Here is a 14,684-nt window from a genome sequence, read left to right on the forward strand (position 1 = left end):
ACGATGAATGAACAATTACAGCAATGGGCAGACATGATTCAAGAGAAGTTTGGCCTTGAAGATTATACGTGCTTTGATATCGTAACGGCGTATGAAAAAAATGACTGGAACGAAACGGATTACCGTTTTACGACAGAATGGCTTCCGCCGGGCCATACGAGCCGGACAGAAGATGAATCCAACCCAAAAGGCACGGCGGTTATCGAGGTTGATGTGAAAACCGGCCGGCTGAAAAGCGCGATTTTTGTTGGCGGCACGGCACCGATACGGGGTCTTTCATTTTTAACCGGCGATCGGGATGAAGTGATCCGCTGGGTGGAGCAGGAAACAGGCTGGACGTACGGGGATCAGTTTATTGACGCTGAATCTGACTATACGTTTTCCTTTCGGACAGCGTATAAAGGCGTCCCCGTTATGCCAGATGGATATATTAACGTATCATTGGATGAACAAAAAAAGCTGACCTTTTTCTCTGTACAGGGTCTTGTGCCGGACAAAGCAAAAGAGTCTGCCTTTCAGTTAACGGTTGAATCTGTCAAAAATTTGGCTAACGAACGGCTCGAGTTTGTGGAATATCCATCCAAAGAAGAAGAGAAATGGCTGCCCCTTTTTATGATCGATGAGGTACTTGTGGATAATGAAACAGGGAAAGGCGTCGAAGAAAACCAGGAAATTCTGACATGGAAAACGGCTAAAAATAAAAAAGTAAGGCGGAAGCTTGTGCAAATGGCGCCTGCGGAATTAGATGAAAGCCGGCTGTTTGATTTCCCGCCTCATCCGGATACGCTGCCAATTACGAAAAAAGGCTATGCGAAAATTCGTGAAGCGAGTACGGAATTTTTACAGACGTACGTGCCGAAAGAAAGCGGCGAGTGGTCGCTCTCAAGCGTACGCAGAACAAATGGTATGATTGCAGCGAGACTCATGAATGTGAATGATGTCTCGGTTATCCCACGGATGTGGAAGCTCTTCTTTGATAAAGATTCCTATACCGTGGTCAGTTATGTGGATGACAGCAGCTGGATGAATGAAACATATGAAGATTATGAAAAAGCGGCCAAACCGTTGCTTTCAAAAAGTGAAGCATTTGAAAAAATAAAGCCGTATTTAGAAGTAACGCCTGTTTACGTATATGATGGAAACACATATCGCTTAAACGGAAAACTCGATTCTAATGTGGCAGTCCATGCTGTAACCGGCGAAATAGTACGTTTTTAATAGAAAAGCAAAGCCCGATTCGACAGGGCTTTGCTTTTTCTTATTTCATTCAGATCACATTTATTAAAATATGCTTATGAAATGTTTATAAAAAATGAATATGTTCGTTTTTGCTGGATTCCTGATATATAATGACGATATTAATAGATGATCAGGGGGAAAAGACATGACGAGGTGGGCATTTGTTTCTGATTTTGACGGCACGATTTCCAAAAGAGATTTTTACTGGCTCATCATTGATACATATTTTCCAGAAGGGCGCGATCTGTATCCGAAATGGAAAAGCGGCGAATGGAAAGACATTGATTTTTTGGCAAAAGTGTTTGCGTCCATTCATCAAAGCGAAGAGCAGATCGCTGAAGACATTTTATCGATTCCGATTGATGAGGATGTGCCGGATTTTGTCCGTGCCGTGCAGGAAGCAGGCGGCGACTTCTACATTTTAAGTGCCGGAACGGATTATTACATTAAGCCGATCGTGGCAAACCGCGGCTTGGAGAATGTCACGATTTTATCCAACAAAGGCGTATACCGTGATCAAAACATTCACCTCGACATTGACCCGGCACATTTGAGCTACTCTGAACGGTATGGCATTGACAAAGCAACTGTGATCAAGCGGCTGAAAGAAGAGTATGACGTTGTTTATTTTGCGGGGGACAGCGAGCCGGATTCGCATCCGGCGGCGTTTGCGGATCGGACGTATGCAAAAGAAGCACTCCCGGAGATTTTAGATGAAAAAGGCGTTCCTTATATCAAATTTGACCGCTTCAATGAGATTAAAGAGGATTTGATGAAAGAAGGAAGACTTGCGCAATGGACAGCGCTGTGACGAACATTCGGATCCGATCTTAAAAACGATCCTGAATTCATAGGACAAAAACGGTTGTTTTTTCGACAAAGATTATCTATAGTGATGGAGTAATAACATCTGTAAAGACAGGAGGTTAAATCAATGTCAGAAAAAACACTTTCGCAGAAAAAGCTGCTCGGTGTCGCGGGCCTCGGCTGGATGTTTGACGCGATGGACGTCGGGATGCTGTCGTTTATTATCGCGGCGCTGAAAGCGGAATGGGAGTTAACACCGGAGCAGATGGGCTGGATTGGCAGTGTCAATTCAATCGGCATGGCGGTCGGAGCGCTTGTTTTTGGCATTTACGCGGACCGGATCGGCCGAAAAAATATTTTCATTATCACGCTGCTTCTTTTTTCACTGGCCAGCGGCTTGTCCGCCTTTACGACGACACTTACTGCTTTTTTAATTTTACGTTTTTTCGTCGGAATGGGACTGGGCGGCGAATTGCCGGTTGCCTCAACACTTGTGTCGGAAAGTGTGCCGGCAAAGGACCGTGGCCGGGTTGTTGTACTGCTTGAAAGCTTTTGGGCGTTCGGCTGGCTGCTCGCCGCTGTTATCTCGTATTTTGTCATTCCATCGTACGGCTGGCAAATGGCGGTCATTATCGGCGCATTGCCGGCATTTTACGCGCTGTATTTGCGGCTGAAGCTGCCGGATTCGCCGGCGTTTTCACCGAAAAAAGCGTCCAAGCGCACGATTGGACAAAACATTCGTGACGTTTGGTCAAAAAAATACGCGCGTTCGACCCTTGTGCTTTGGACGGTCTGGTTCACGGTCGTGTTTTCGTATTACGGCATGTTTCTTTGGCTTCCGAGTGTGATGGTAATGAAAGGGTTCAACCTCATCCAAAGCTTTGAATACGTGCTCATTATGACACTTGCCCAGCTGCCGGGGTATTTTACGGCGGCGTGGCTTATTGAACGAGCCGGACGGAAATTTGTGCTCGTGACGTATTTACTTGGAACCGCGGCATCCGCCCTTGTTTTCGGAAATGCGGAATCAACGGCAATGTTGATCGGGTCGGGTATGTTTCTATCATTCTTCAATCTTGGGGCGTGGGGCGCGCTATACGCCTACACACCTGAGCAATATCCGGCGGTCATTCGCGGAACTGGGGCTGGTATGGCGGCATCCATCGGGCGGATTGGCGGGGTTTTAGGACCGCTGCTCGTCGGCTCGCTTATTGCGTCCGGCCAGTCGATCGGCTTTATTTTCGGCCTATTCTGTGTAAGTATTGTGATCGGTGTTGTTGTTCTGGCATTGCTTGGCCGTGAAACGAAGCAAATAGAACTTGAGTAGAAGAGAAGTTACTGCCTTTACAAAAGAAAGGCAGCTCAGGCTGTCGACAAAGTCGTCAGTCTTTTTTTGAAAGGGCCGATAGGTGAAGCAAAAAGGACTTCGCTTTCCGCGGGCAGTGCGTGAGCCTCCTCGTCGCTCCAGCTCCTGCGGGGTCTCACGTTCCCTGCTGTTCCCGCAGGAGTCTGCGTCCTTTTTGCTTCACCCCGTTTTTTGGCTGGTGTTTATTCGTGAAAAACGATTGGGCATCGTAACGGTCCCGTTTCGGCACTGCCGCCAGCGGAGCATGTTCGCATGAACCGGCTCTTTCATGCACTGCTCTTATAGAAACAGCGGCGGCGGGCTTGCGGCGAAGACTCCTGCGGGACTAGCAGGCCAGGTGAGATCGGTGGAGGCGCGCAGCGACGGAAACGAGCTCAGCGCCTGCCCGCGGAACGCGAAGCCGCGAGCCTGCCGCATTTCGGCTCCAATCAGAAAGCCATAAACCACCCTAACCAAAGAACAATGGTACATAAGAAAAAACAGATGTGCTGACAAAAGGTTTTATTTGTCTACAATCTGTGCTGCCTTTATAAAAGAAAGGCAGCTTTTTTCTTGTAGAAAAAATGGCGCAAACCGCGTAAAATGGAGAAAAAAATGAAAGAAGGCTTTTTCATGTTTTCATATATTGGACTTGCGGCGCTTTTGATTGTCGCGGCTGTATTTATCACCAGCCGGCCAAAGCGGCCATGAACAAATTTATTATCATGGGTATTGTCGTCCTGGCTATCTTTTTTTCAGTAATTGGCACAGCGCTATATTTCACCCTTTAATCAAATCGTAATGTAACTTAATCCCATTGTCATATGAGTGTAACCGCCCGGCGCTATACTAGTCTCATAAGATTACGTGAGAGGGGCATATGCGAAAAATGGACTTTTTTCTTTTCATGTTCGTAACATTTGTTGTTGCCATTGCGATCGCCAGCGGCGGGCTTCATTTGCTGTTTAAGCAGCTGAACCACTATTTAAACGAGAACGAAAGATAAGACAAAAACCGCCTTCACCAGGCGGTTTTTTTATGCTAAAAAAACAAAATAAAATGTCATAAAAAACGTAAGCGCGAATAAAATGACAAAGATGATACGCTGTGTCTTGCCCGCTTTTTTCATTAACACATCTTCAATAGTCATAAAGATTGCAATGACCGCAATAAGCAGCGCAAACCGGCTCCACCCATCCGGATAAGCTGCGACGCCGTAGACGAGTGCAAACATAATAAGAATAATCCGGTACATCAGCCGGAACTTGGAAGCTTTCAATCGATCACATCCTTTTCTGTCATTATTTTAATTGAAAAGCTTGAGTGTGTATAGGTTTTAGGCATAAAGGCTTATATATACGGAAGAAAATGTACATGATACAATAAAAGTAAAAAATGAATATTCAAAATGAGGGATCCCTTGTGGAATTAACCAATGACATTATGCATCCAAAAGTTGCACTAACGAAAAATACGGAATTAATAAGTGGAACACACATTTTATATTTGTATTCAAATTGGGACAAGTACTGGGATAATATTCTTTCTTTTGTCACGGCAGGTTTGGAGCTTCAGCATCGGGTCATTTTATTGGAATCGTCAGATATGCTTGCTGAAATGAGAAAACGCCTTTTTATAAGAGGATTTGGTCAGGAACAGATAGAATCAATTGTGTTTGTGGATCACCGTTTATTTTATGGAGCTCATCAATCCTTCGATATGGAAACCGTTTTAAAAACGCTGAAGAACTCAATTCAACATTATGTGGAAAAAGGTCTTCCCACTCGGGTATGGAGCCATGTGTTTTGGCATAAGGATGCCTGCTGCGAGAAAGAACTGCAACTCTACGAACAAAAAGCCGATGCGATCTTGAAGCCGCTTAATACGTTCACTGTTTGTTCGTATAATGCCGATGAAATTTCGGCAAGTTTATCAATGGGGTTAATGAAAGGCCATTCGCATGTTATGACTGATGACGAGTTAGCTGCTTCGATGTATTATAAAAGCGAATTGAAAACACCCTCATTGTTCATAGAAGACCGTCTGCAAGAAAAAGTGGGTCACTATAAACATTTAATCAATGAAATGCCTGATGCTGTTTTTATTGTGTCCGATTATCAAATCGTTTATGGAAATCACGCAGCTGCGAAAATGCTGAAATGCGAAACAGGTGACCTATCCAATGTATCAGCCTGGACAATTTTTTGCGAAGAATACCATGACGTCATACGACAGCGTGTTAAAAAGCTTCAACTAAAAGAAAAACTTTCACTGGCGGAAATGAAAATGAAGACGTATGAAGGAGATATTTTGGATGTTGAGATAGGCGTTTTTCCTTTTTCGCTCGATATAGAAAAAGACTCTACGGCGATTTTAATTATTCGGAGTATTCAAGAGCGAAAAGCGCATCAGCAGCTGACTATTAAGACTGAAAAACTGAGTTTAGCCGGGCAGCTTGCCGCTTCTATTGCTCATGAAGTACGCAATCCGCTTACGTCGATTAAGGGCTTCATCAAGCTCGCACGAGAAGACGTTATGCAAGACGCGTATTATACGATTATCGAAGAAGAAATTGACCGGATTGAAACAATTGCGAGTGAATTGCTCGTTCTCGGCAAGCCGATGTCAGTTGAAGTTGATGTATGTGACGTGGGAAAAATGCTGCGTGATGTCTGTATATTGCTGCAGTCGCAGGCGGTTATGCGAAAAATTGATATTCAGTTTCATAGTGCAGAGCCCGGCTGCTTTATCCGATGCAATGCCGGTCAGGTTAAGCAGGTGTTTATTAATATCATTAAAAATGCAACGGAAGCGATGGAAGACGGCGGGATCATCCGCGCGTCTGTCCGACCTGACGGTGAAACGGTTCAGGTGATAATAGAGGATGAAGGAAAAGGGATGCCGGAACATATCCTGCAGAAGCTTGGCGAACCCTTTTATTCAACAAAAGAAGACGGAACCGGTCTCGGCTTGATGGTTTGTTTTAATATTGTCGAGCAATACGGGGGAACGATTCGTATTGAGTCAATAGTGGATGAAGGCACGGTATTTACAATTCAGCTGCCGGCCGAGTCTAGTTAAAGGCGTCCTTTACAGGCGTCTTTTTTTTCGGTAGGAAAGTATAGACTTTGGACATTTCCAGCTCTAGGCGCCATCGGCTCGAAGGCTCACAGGATGTGAGTCACGAAGGCATGGCAGCAGGATGCTGCGCTCTTGGGCCTACATGATGTAGGTCACAAAAGCGTTGCGGCACGATGCCGCGTTCTTAGCTTTTGTTCCATTTATCCAGCCAAGCCCTTCTGGAGGCAAAAAGCGCCTCGGTCAGTGCTCGTCTTATGCTTGTCGCCGAAAGACGGGCGCCTTGCGCTTTTCTTTCACTCTTTTTTCATTAAAACATGATATAACAGAAGAAGTGAAAGGATGTGGACCGGATGAATATACTGCTTGCGGAAGACGATTTGCAGCTGGGGGAATTGGTCAGCTTTATGCTGAAGAAAAAAGGCGGCTATCAGGTAGAATGGGTAAAAACGGGAGAAGATGCATACGATTATTCATCTTCTGCTCATTACGACGTGCTGATCTTAGATTGGATGATGCCGAACGGGAACGGTGTTGATGTGTGCCGCGATCTTCGGAAAGAAGGCTACGGCGGGGCGATTTTAATGCTGACAGCAAAAGACGCGGTAGAAGACCGGGTTGTCGGACTTGATGCCGGCGCGGATGACTATTTAGTCAAACCGTTTGAAATTGATGAGCTCCTTGCGCGGCTGCGGGCGCTTACCCGCCGCAATTACGCGCCGATTGTCGAAGAAACGATCGCGATTCAAGGCGTTGAATTAAACCGGAACGGCCAGACGATTCAAAAGGACGGCAAATCGATTCAATTAAGCCCGCGTGAGTTTCAACTGCTTGACTTGCTTGTCCAAAATAAAGGACAGGTGCTGACGCGGGATGTAATGCTGGACCGGATTTGGGGGTATGACGCCGACGTGACCGCGAAAACAATTGATGCGACAGTGAAGCTGCTGCGCAAAAAGCTCGATGTGTTCGGCCGCCAGGATATCGTGCAAAGCGTGCGGGGAGTCGGGTATAAAGTTGAAGACTAAATGGTTTAAAAAAGGCGGCAGTGACCTGTTTCAAAAAACGCAGCGGCGGTTGACGATGCAGTACAGCAGCCTGCTTATGCTGTTTCTCATATTGTTTATTGTGGTCGTGTATACGTTGTTATATGTAGTGATTTTGCGCGATCAGCATAGGGAGCTTGAACATTTAACCCGGCAGGAAACGCGGATTATCAGTGATTATTTAGCGGAAAGCGCCCGGAACGAATTGCAGGGGCTCGACAGCCAGGAGCTTGTACTGGCGGGGGTGGATCAGTTTTTTTATTACGTGACGGATGCGAACGGGAACTTTGTGATGGGCAGCGAAACGATGCCGCACATGCGTGAGGAACTGTTTGATCTTGTGTCAGGCTGGATGCCGGAACGAAACCAGATTCGCGAAGAAACATTTAAAGTGACGTTTGACGAGCGGCGGATTGGCGGGCGGGAAATTGACGAGGCGCCAAAATCAGATACCGTCCGGCTCATGATTGACGGCAACCCGGTTTTCTACAACGATCAGTTTGTCGGCATGATTTACATTGGCAAAGATATATCATTTGCTTATCAGTTATTCCAGTGGCTGCTCATCGTTCTTGTCAGCTTGACGGTTTTGTTTGCGGGTGTAGCGATTTTCATGAGTTATATGATGTCGAAAAAAGCGATGGGGCCGATTTCAACCGCGTTTTACCGGCAAAAAGAATTTGTCGGCGACGCGTCGCATGAACTGCGGACACCGCTCAGTGTGATGCTGTCATCGATCGATGCGATGGAAATGACAGATGGCGTCGAGGAAGACCCATTTGCGCAAAAATTGCTGCGAAACATGAAGTCAGAAGTTAAAAGAATGACCGGACTTGTCAGTGACCTACTGGTGCTGGCCCGTGCGGATTCCGGCAGTGTGGAGCGGACGCTTGAGAACATAGATGTCCGGGCTGAAGCTGCGAATGTAATCGAATCGCTAACGCCGCATGCGGAATCAAATGGCGTTTCACTTTATTTGGACGCCACAGAGGACCTGCTTGTGACCGGAGATCGAGCGCGCTTAAAGCAGCTCATGTATATTTTATTGGACAATGCAGTGAAATATTCACCAGACGGCGGGCGTGTAGAGATGCGGCTGTCCAAAAGTGACCGTCACTGGACGGTGAGCGTGTCGGATGAAGGCATTGGCATTGATCCTGCTGATCAGTCCCGTATTTTTGACCGGTTTTTCCGATCCGACAAATCCCGCACCCGCACCGTTGGCGGGCATGGTCTCGGGCTGTCGATCGCCAAATGGATCGCCGGCATTCATGGCGGCACCATTACGGTCGAAAGCGAGCTCGGTAAAGGCAGTACATTCATTGTGCAGATTCCAAATGAACAGGTCGTTTCCACCTAACGTGGAAGCGGCTTTTTTTATGTAGATAAACACGGTAAATCTTCATTTTGCGTGACCAATTAATATCAAAATATCCGTCGTTTAGCAAAAAAACATGCTTTCCACTTCTTTTCACCGTCTTTTCACTTTTCTTTTTTACAATAAGGTTAATCAAGTAAACCATTACTCAAAAGGAGCGATTATATATGGAAACAGAAGAACGGTACACACCATCACCACAGCCTGAGAAAAAAGGAAAAGGCGGTCTCATGAAAGTAGCGGCCGCGTCATTCACAGGTGTGCTTGCCGGCGGGACGATGATGTTTTACATGGCACCGTCATTGCTTGAAACGAATGCGACGACAGTGGAGACAACAGCATCGGATTCATCAAGTGAAATAACCGTGCAGCCAACGTCGACAACAGCATCGTCCCAAACAGATCTTGTATCCGCGATTGATTCGATTGACGAAGCGGTCGTCGGTGTTGTGAACTTGCAGGCGGAGGAACAATTCAATCCTTTTGGCGGGCAGCCAATGGAAACAGCCAATGAAGCGGGGGAAGAAACGGAAGCCGGAACAGGATCGGGTGTTGTTTTCAAAAAAGGCGAGGATGTCAGCTACATTGTTACAAACAACCACGTTGTAGAAGGAGCGGATACAGTCGAAGTAGCGCTTGCAAGTGGCGAACGTGTTGATGCGGATGTCGTCGGGACCGATGCACTGACGGATTTAGCCGTGCTGAAAATTTCCAGTGATCATGTAACAGAAGTGGCCGATTTGGGCGATTCAAGCGCGTTAAAACTCGGCGAACAAGTGGCGGCGATCGGCAATCCGCTCGGGCTTGATTTATCAAGCTCAGTCACAGAAGGCATTGTCAGCGGGATTGACCGGAGTGTGCCGGTCACAACGTCCGCTGGCGAATGGGAACTAAACGTCATACAAACAGATGCTGCAATCAACCCGGGCAACAGCGGCGGTGCGCTTATTAATAGCGCCGGACAGGTTATCGGCATTAACAGCTTGAAAATTGCTGAAGACGGCGTTGAAGGACTCGGTTTTGCGATTCCGGCAGAAGATGCGATTCCGGTCATTGAAGAATTGATGGCAAATGGAGAAGTGGAACGTCCATATCTTGGTGTCGGACTTGAGGATGTCAGCGCATTATCGAGTCAAGTTGTGCAGAATCAGCTGAATTTGCCGGAAAAGGTAACAGAAGGAACCGTTATTTCGCAAGTAGAAACAGGCTCCGCTGCGGCTGAAGCCGGGTTTGAAACAGGAGATGTTGTTGTGAAAGTCGATGATACTGAAGTCACAAGCACAGCGGATTTTCGCAAATATTTGTACAATGAAGCGGAAATTGGCGATAAGGTAACGATGACTATTTACCGTGATGGCCAGCAGCAAAACGTTTCGATGACATTATCTACGCAAAGTGAATAACTTTCACCGGTTTTTCACCAAAGCCGGTTACAGTACAAACAGGGCAGGAAAATGCCACAACTATTGAGGAGGAAAATAAATGAAAAAAACAGTATTTAATTTTGTGATGACTGGAGCTCTTTCACTAGGCGTACTTGGTGCAGCCAGCCTGCCGGCGCTTGCGGCGAGTGACACGGCGCTTGACAGCGAGACAAAAGCAAAAGTGGAAACAATTATGGATAACTTACGGACAAAGCTTGAAGGCATTGGCGTCGATCTTCAGGAGCGTGGCGATATGTTTGCGAATTTAGATGACGAAACAAAAGCAAAAGCGGAAGCGATTATGAAACAAAAAGAAGCCGGTGAAATTACCGAAGAAGAAGCGAAGACGCAGCTTGAAGCGCTTGGTGTGACGATGCCGGAACGAGGTGCAGGCAGAGGCGGCGATCATTTGGCGCAGGATGTAGAAAATGCGGACTTGGATGAGGCCACACAGGCAAAAGCGGATGCCATTCTCGCAAAAGTGGAAGCTGGCACGGTTACACATGATGAAGCGGAAGAGCAGCTGACAGCGCTTGGCATTGAGATCAATGAACGCGGTGCAGGCAAAGGCGGCGATCATTTGGCGCAGGATGTAGAAAATGCGGACTTGGATGAGGCCACACAGGCAAAAGTGGATGCCATTCTCGCAAAAGTGGAAGCTGGCACGGTTACACATGATGAAGCGGAAGAGCAGTTAACAGCGCTCGGCATTGAGATTAATGAACGTGGTAGGGGCAAAGGTGGCGATCATTTGTCACAGGATGTGGAAAACGCGGACTTGGATGAAGCCACACAGGCAAAAGCGGATGCCATTCTCGCAAAAGTGGAAGCTGGCACGGTTACACATGATGAAGCGGAAGAGCAGCTGACAGCGCTCGGCATTGAGATCAATGAACGCGGCGGCAAAGGCGGACCGGGTCGTGGCGGCGATATACTGCAAGGATTGGATGACGAAACAAAAACAGAAGCGGAAAGCCTCATTGAAGATGCGGAAACACTGCTTGAAGACCTTGGCGTTGACAAAATGCCGTTTCATTAATAAATTGAATGATAAACAAAAAAGTCCTGGATACACCGGGGCTTTTTAATTATGGAAAAAACTTGTACAATAAAGAAAAAAGTGGAGGTTTTCTTATGAGTGACATCAATGCCGGGGACGTTTTCTTTCAACTGGTGATGCTGCTTTTTTTAATTGTTCCGGCTGTATTAATTTTCTATGGCGTCCGGTCGTGGCGGAAGCGGACGAAGCAGTTAGAGCGAATTGAACGGAAATTGGATGAACGGCGATGATTGTTGAAGGGTTTTACACAATGGGACTTGGTCTGTTGCTGGGGGTCCCACTCATTATTCTTATCGCAGCGCTTGTGAAAATTGGACGAAAAAGAAGCTGATGATATCGGCTTCTTTTTTATCTTGTTTTTGAACGTGTGCAATTCGGGTAGATAAGTGGAAGAAAGGTGGCGGAATCATGAATGTGACATCAGTCAGCCAGACGCCGGACCGAATTTCGTTCAGCTGGACGGGCGCGGGACCGGTACGTATTTTAAAAGATGGCCAAGAAGTATACAGTGGCAGTGATGATTCGTTTACGGATACAGGTCTTGAGCCTGGCACGATGTATTCTTATGTCGTCAAGGGCGATCAAACGCTAAAAATACAAACCTCAACAGCGGTGGAGCGCGAAGAAAAAAATGAAGATATCCCGCTTCAAGAGCTGATCATCACGACAGTCATTGCATCAGGAAAAGTCGCGATGGCCTGGGAGCCGATCCGTGGGGTGAAAGAGTATGAAATTTATCGAAACGGTGATTATGCTGGCACGGTAACAGAACCGGGTTTTCAAGACAAAAGTGTGGACACAAACGAGTCATACATGTATCAAATAAAAGGCATCCGTCCACTGGAGCTGGGAAGTGAAGAGGGAACGGAAAAATCGTCTCCGCTGGCCAAGGTAATTGATTTTCTTAAGGTCAAAAAAGATGAAGATGACATGCTGGTTGAAACATTTCTGATTGATAAAGACATCGGCCGGCCGGCCGATCATCTGAATGATGGTGTATCGTCACGCCCGTTGGAATACGTTCTGCGCTACACAACGTTTTTGGAAGATGAATGGGTGGAGAACCCGAATGTATTATCGAAAATGCGCTATTTTACTGGCGATGGACGTTCATTTGATGCGGAAGCGGACCGGTACCGGACACGTGCGGAAATAAAAGTGAACAGCCGTGAAGTCGTATTGACCCGTGATGTTGGTGCGTCAGAAGGTTACACGCGCGATAAAGAACTTGTTAAGCGGGAAGCAGCATCTGATGAAGGTATTGTCGTAAAAAGTGTTCAGACAGATGAAGAAAAAGTATCGTTTTTGCTCTATCATTCTGTCGGAAATCCACTTATGCCGTCACCGGATATTGTATACGAAGTGTACGCAGCCTTTTATCCGAACGGATTCATTGATATTAGCGGTGAGCATGATGAAGCGCCGCATCATGAAATTTATTTAAAGCACGGGAACGGAGAATGGAAGCCGCTGCATCGTTCCAAAACTCGGGGCTTGGAGCGTCTTGCACCCCAAACAGCCAACCGGTTTTGGCGATATTCGAATGTGAACTAAAGGAATGGACATAACGAATGGCGAGTAGACACATTTAATCTGGCAGCTTTCTTTAGAAGAAGGCTGCTTTTTGTCTTGAATTTGAAACAAGCTTGCTGAAATGGCCATGGAAGAAAAAATCAAGTTATCATAGGCGATGCAATATGAAAGCGGATATCAAAATCGACACACAGCATATTACGCCAATGAAAAAAGTAGTGCTAGGCAAACAAGTTAACGCTTCACCGGAAGAGCCGGCAGCAGATGTAAAACCCCGCCATTCATGCCCTATTTGTGCCGGGAATGTAGTATAATGGCACAAATAGGGCAGGGGGAGCAGTTTATATTATGACAGAACAAAAAAGGACGGGAAGAAGAAAGCAGCGCCACCTGAAGCGCTGGGTACGGCTGACGCTTTTCGGCTTGTTTTTAGCAGCTGCTGCAGCATTTGCGGCGAATTTAGTTGTGACAGAAGAGGCGCCGGAAGACGTAATGAAACAAATAATAGAGCCTGAAAAAGAGCCAGTTCGTACATCCATTACGATAAGTGCTGCGGGTGACTTTACACTCGGAACCGATGAGACATTTACATACGCAGGATCGTTCCCGGATGAAGTGGAGCGAAGCGGCTTGGCGCATTTTACGAAAGGGCTGGATGGCATTTTTGAAAACGATGATGTGTCGACCGTGAACCTGGAGACAACGCTGACCGAAGCCACGGAAAAAGCCGTGAAAAAGTTCCGCTTTAAAGGCGATCCCGCGTACACACAAATTTTGAATGATGCCGGCATTGAATCCGTGAATTTAGCGAATAATCATATTTTTGATTATTTGGAGCAAGGGTATGAAGATACAAAAGCAAATTTGAAATCGGCAAACATCGGGTATTTCGGCTATGATGATCAATATGTAACCGAGGTGAAAGGTGTTAAAGTCGGGGCGCTCGGCTACGAAGGCTGGGAAGACACAGCGGAAATCCGTGCTCAGGTAGAAACAGATATTGATAGACTGCGTGAAGAGGGTATGTCGATCATTGTTGTTCATTTCCACTGGGGAGTTGAACGCAGCTATGTGCCCGAAGAATCACAGCGCACCCTCGCCCAGTTTACGGTCGATGCGGGCGCGGACCTTGTTGTCGGACATCATCCGCATGTCGTGCAGGGCATTGAAGAATACAACGGCAAGTTTATCGTCTACAGCCTCGGAAACTTTATGTTTGGCGGCAACAGGAATCCGGCAGATAAAGACACATACGTATTCCAGCAGACGTTTCATTTAGAGGAAGGAAAATTGACGGATAAAAAAGACCTTAATGTCGTGCCGTTTTCCATCTCGTCGCGGACGGACCGGAACGATTATCAGCCGACACGGCTTACTGGATCAGAAAAAGAGCGTGTGATGGATAAAATTATCGATGTATCCGACCAAATTGAAGAATCGGATTGGGTGCAGTATATGAACAGCGAGCCGTCCAGCTAATGGGCGGTTTTTTTATGACAGGAAGTTTGAAAAAACGCATAAAAAGGTATACTTCCTTTTAGAACAGGAGGAAGACACCGACGATGAGAGAACAAACCGATCAATTCATTTTAGAGGCGTACAAAAAAGCAATTGAACTCAACCTGGAATCTGATTTTCTTCTCTTGCTTAAAGAAGAGCTGGAGCGGAGGAATTTGACCATAGAGGAAAAAAAAGTAAGCTAAAAAAAGGGTGTCTCAAAACGGGACAACCCTTTTCTGCTTTTTTGAAGCGAATCGGCTGAATAGACGTATGA

The 14,684-nt window shown here is 46.5% G+C and carries 14 protein-coding genes; 13 read left to right on the top strand and 1 reads right to left on the bottom strand.

All coding sequences use genetic code 11. The features are described 5' to 3' along the window. The first annotated feature begins 3 nt into the window (after positions 1-3). The 3 genes from VQ00_RS01265 to VQ00_RS01275 all read left to right on the top strand — a co-directional run bounded on the left by VQ00_RS01265 (position 4) and on the right by VQ00_RS01275 (position 3,373). Positions 4-1,218, top strand: a complete 1,215-nt coding sequence (locus VQ00_RS01265) for a hypothetical protein (protein ID WP_046178319.1) — start codon at positions 4-6, stop codon at positions 1,216-1,218. A gap of 166 nt (positions 1,219-1,384) precedes the next feature. After that, the gene (locus VQ00_RS01270; protein ID WP_046178320.1) at positions 1,385-2,050 is read left to right on the top strand and encodes an MtnX-like HAD-IB family phosphatase; all 666 of its coding nucleotides are present in this window, start codon (positions 1,385-1,387) and stop codon (positions 2,048-2,050) included. Positions 2,051-2,173: 123 nt separating this feature from the next. Next, on the top strand, positions 2,174-3,373 hold the full coding sequence (locus tag VQ00_RS01275; protein ID WP_046178321.1) for an MFS transporter: 1,200 nt from the start codon (positions 2,174-2,176) through the stop codon (positions 3,371-3,373). A gap of 1,054 nt (positions 3,374-4,427) precedes the next feature. Here the strand turns inward: VQ00_RS01275 and VQ00_RS01280 are convergent. Next, complete coding sequence (locus VQ00_RS01280; RefSeq protein ID WP_046178322.1) at positions 4,428-4,670, bottom strand: hypothetical protein; 243 nt, start codon at positions 4,668-4,670, stop codon at positions 4,428-4,430. A 143-nt stretch (positions 4,671-4,813) separates the two neighbouring features. On the opposite strand from VQ00_RS01280, the gene VQ00_RS17580 reads away from it, so the two are divergent. The 10 genes from VQ00_RS17580 to sda all read left to right on the top strand — a co-directional run bounded on the left by VQ00_RS17580 (position 4,814) and on the right by sda (position 14,613). Next, entirely contained in the window at positions 4,814-6,472 is a 1,659-nt protein-coding gene (locus VQ00_RS17580) for an ATP-binding protein (protein ID WP_052728257.1), read from the top strand. Between the two features lie 350 nt (positions 6,473-6,822). Next, positions 6,823-7,497 (top strand): response regulator transcription factor, encoded by a 675-nt coding sequence (locus VQ00_RS01290; protein WP_046178323.1) that lies wholly within the window; start codon positions 6,823-6,825, stop codon positions 7,495-7,497. Continuing rightward, entirely contained in the window at positions 7,487-8,875 is a 1,389-nt protein-coding gene (locus tag VQ00_RS01295) for a sensor histidine kinase (protein ID WP_245617987.1), read from the top strand. The genes VQ00_RS01290 and VQ00_RS01295 overlap by 11 nt, the downstream gene beginning before the upstream one ends. Positions 8,876-9,060: 185 nt before the next feature. Further along, positions 9,061-10,296 (top strand): S1C family serine protease, encoded by a 1,236-nt coding sequence (locus tag VQ00_RS01300; RefSeq protein WP_046178324.1) that lies wholly within the window; start codon positions 9,061-9,063, stop codon positions 10,294-10,296. A gap of 79 nt (positions 10,297-10,375) precedes the next feature. Beyond that, the gene (locus VQ00_RS01305; protein WP_046178325.1) at positions 10,376-11,356 is read left to right on the top strand and encodes a putative sodium/potassium/calcium exchanger; all 981 of its coding nucleotides are present in this window, start codon (positions 10,376-10,378) and stop codon (positions 11,354-11,356) included. Positions 11,357-11,451: 95 nt separating this feature from the next. Further along, entirely contained in the window at positions 11,452-11,607 is a 156-nt protein-coding gene (locus VQ00_RS18375) for a hypothetical protein (protein ID WP_156153938.1), read from the top strand. A 178-nt stretch (positions 11,608-11,785) separates the two neighbouring features. Beyond that, entirely contained in the window at positions 11,786-12,931 is a 1,146-nt protein-coding gene (locus VQ00_RS01310; protein ID WP_046178326.1) for a DUF3238 domain-containing protein, read from the top strand. Between the two features lie 143 nt (positions 12,932-13,074). Continuing rightward, a complete protein-coding gene (locus VQ00_RS18380; protein ID WP_156153939.1) occupies positions 13,075-13,224 on the top strand; it encodes a hypothetical protein in 150 nt (49 codons plus the stop codon). A 34-nt stretch (positions 13,225-13,258) separates the two neighbouring features. After that, a complete protein-coding gene (locus VQ00_RS01315) occupies positions 13,259-14,389 on the top strand; it encodes a CapA family protein (RefSeq protein WP_046178327.1) in 1,131 nt (376 codons plus the stop codon). Between the two features lie 83 nt (positions 14,390-14,472). Further along, positions 14,473-14,613 carry a sporulation histidine kinase inhibitor Sda gene (gene sda / locus VQ00_RS17920; protein ID WP_082091421.1) on the top strand — a complete coding sequence of 47 codons (141 nt, stop codon included), beginning with the start codon at positions 14,473-14,475 and terminating at the stop codon, positions 14,611-14,613. Positions 14,614-14,684 lie beyond the last annotated feature (71 nt).

It is taken from the genome of Domibacillus tundrae (assembly GCF_000970675.1).
GTDB classification, from domain to species: domain Bacteria; phylum Bacillota; class Bacilli; order Bacillales; family Domibacillaceae; genus Domibacillus; species Domibacillus tundrae.

What these genes read in the sequence shown, in the direction of transcription:
- VQ00_RS01265 (WP_046178319.1), top strand. Translation starts at nt 4, where the DNA reads ATGAATGAACAATTACAGCAATGGGCAGACATGATTCAAGAGAAGTTT.
- VQ00_RS01270 (WP_046178320.1), top strand. Translation starts at nt 1,385, where the DNA reads ATGACGAGGTGGGCATTTGTTTCTGATTTTGACGGCACGATTTCCAAA.
- VQ00_RS01275 (WP_046178321.1), top strand. Translation starts at nt 2,174, where the DNA reads ATGTCAGAAAAAACACTTTCGCAGAAAAAGCTGCTCGGTGTCGCGGGC.
- VQ00_RS01290 (WP_046178323.1), top strand. Translation starts at nt 6,823, where the DNA reads ATGAATATACTGCTTGCGGAAGACGATTTGCAGCTGGGGGAATTGGTC.
- VQ00_RS01300 (WP_046178324.1), top strand. Translation starts at nt 9,061, where the DNA reads ATGGAAACAGAAGAACGGTACACACCATCACCACAGCCTGAGAAAAAA.
- VQ00_RS01305 (WP_046178325.1), top strand. Translation starts at nt 10,376, where the DNA reads ATGAAAAAAACAGTATTTAATTTTGTGATGACTGGAGCTCTTTCACTA.
- VQ00_RS18375 (WP_156153938.1), top strand. Translation starts at nt 11,452, where the DNA reads ATGAGTGACATCAATGCCGGGGACGTTTTCTTTCAACTGGTGATGCTG.
- VQ00_RS01310 (WP_046178326.1), top strand. Translation starts at nt 11,786, where the DNA reads ATGAATGTGACATCAGTCAGCCAGACGCCGGACCGAATTTCGTTCAGC.
- VQ00_RS18380 (WP_156153939.1), top strand. Translation starts at nt 13,075, where the DNA reads ATGAAAGCGGATATCAAAATCGACACACAGCATATTACGCCAATGAAA.
- VQ00_RS01315 (WP_046178327.1), top strand. Translation starts at nt 13,259, where the DNA reads ATGACAGAACAAAAAAGGACGGGAAGAAGAAAGCAGCGCCACCTGAAG.
- sda (WP_082091421.1), top strand. Translation starts at nt 14,473, where the DNA reads ATGAGAGAACAAACCGATCAATTCATTTTAGAGGCGTACAAAAAAGCA.